This window comes from Pseudomonas sp. K5002 (assembly GCF_013386655.1).
Lineage (GTDB): Bacteria > Pseudomonadota > Gammaproteobacteria > Pseudomonadales > Pseudomonadaceae > Aquipseudomonas.
This window is the reverse complement of the sequence record NZ_JACARK010001476.1, coordinates 1-705: the sequence shown is the minus strand read 5'-3', so window position 1 is coordinate 705 and position 705 is coordinate 1. Positions and strand designations below refer to the sequence as shown.

The 705-nt window shown below is 65.2% G+C and carries 1 protein-coding gene and 1 pseudogene; both read right to left on the bottom strand.

The window, feature by feature from the left end:
* Positions 1-445, bottom strand: a 445-nt coding sequence (locus HX846_RS37295; RefSeq protein ID WP_178967475.1) for a biotin/lipoyl-binding protein, incomplete at its 3' end; no start/stop codon positions are given.
* Positions 442-705: pseudogene (locus tag HX846_RS37290) on the bottom strand (TolC family protein); the annotation flags it as partial. The gene HX846_RS37295 and the pseudogene HX846_RS37290, both read right to left, overlap by 4 nt.

Genomic DNA, 705 nt, shown 5'->3' with positions numbered 1-705 from the left:
GCCGGGCTTCGGCCTCGCCACTGCTCAGTTCCGCCCGGGCCTGGGCGATGCGTTGCTGTTGCTCGCCCATTTGCGCGTCGAGGGTTTGCACCGATGCCTGCTGTGCGCTCGCTGCTGCTTGCGCCTGTTGCAGTTGCGCCTGGGCGCTGTTCAGACGCTCGGTGAAATCCCGCTCATCGATACGCACCAGCACATCCCCGGCCTTGACCGGCTGGTTGTCTTCCACCAGCACCTGGGCTACATACCCGGCAATGCGCGGGCTGATAGCGACCCAATCAGCGCGCACATAGGCATCGTCGGTTTCTTCAAGAAAACGCCCCCATTGCCACCAGTACCCGGCAAAGGTTGCCAGCCCCACCAGCGTCGCGAGGGAAGCCGTGGTCACCAGGGCGCGACGATGACGTTGCATAACGGTCAGGCGAATGGGTTCAACAGCCTGGTTCATGGTTTGGCTCCATTGACAGCGACAGATAAGGGGGCGGTTGGATCGTCACGCTGCCAGCCGCCACCGAGGGCCTGGAACAGGTCGATCTGGCGGTTGATCAAGCGCAGGTCGGACTCGGCCACGCGGGCTTCAAGGCCCACCAGGCTGCGTTCGCTGTCCAGCAGTTGCAGGGCATCCAGCGCGCCGGAATGGTAGCCGCGGGAGGCCAGGTCGAAGGCGCGGCGGTTGTTGTCCAGGGCGGCGGCCAGGGCCTGCCCACG